Genomic DNA, 335 nt, shown 5'->3' on the forward strand with positions numbered 1-335 from the left:
GCCTGGGCGTCGACGCGCTGACGCCCGCCGCATGGATCGAGGGGCTGTGGGAGCTTTTGGGCGACGGGCGCCGCCTGTGCGGCGCGCTCGAGCGCCAGCTGCTCATGGCCGACGCCGTCGCGCGCGCGGGGGACTCGCTCGCGCCGCTGCGCGCCAACCCCGGCACCGTCCGCATGCTCGCCCGCATGGCGCGCGACCTGCTCCCGTACGCTACCCCTGCCGCCCTCTCCGGCGCCGACGACGCCACGGCCTCGGTGCTCGGGCTGCTCGCGTCCTACGGCCGCGCCCTGCTCGACCGCGGCATGGCGGAGCCCTGCGAGGCCGCCGACGCGCTC

General features: G+C 78.2%; 1 pseudogene. It reads left to right on the forward strand.

Going from position 1 to position 335, the window contains the following annotated elements:
• Window positions 1-335, forward strand: a pseudogene (locus PHA29_RS10580) (PD-(D/E)XK nuclease family protein); the annotation flags it as partial.

Source organism: Candidatus Collinsella stercoripullorum (genome assembly GCF_027669965.1).
GTDB classification, from domain to species: domain Bacteria; phylum Actinomycetota; class Coriobacteriia; order Coriobacteriales; family Coriobacteriaceae; genus Collinsella; species Collinsella stercoripullorum.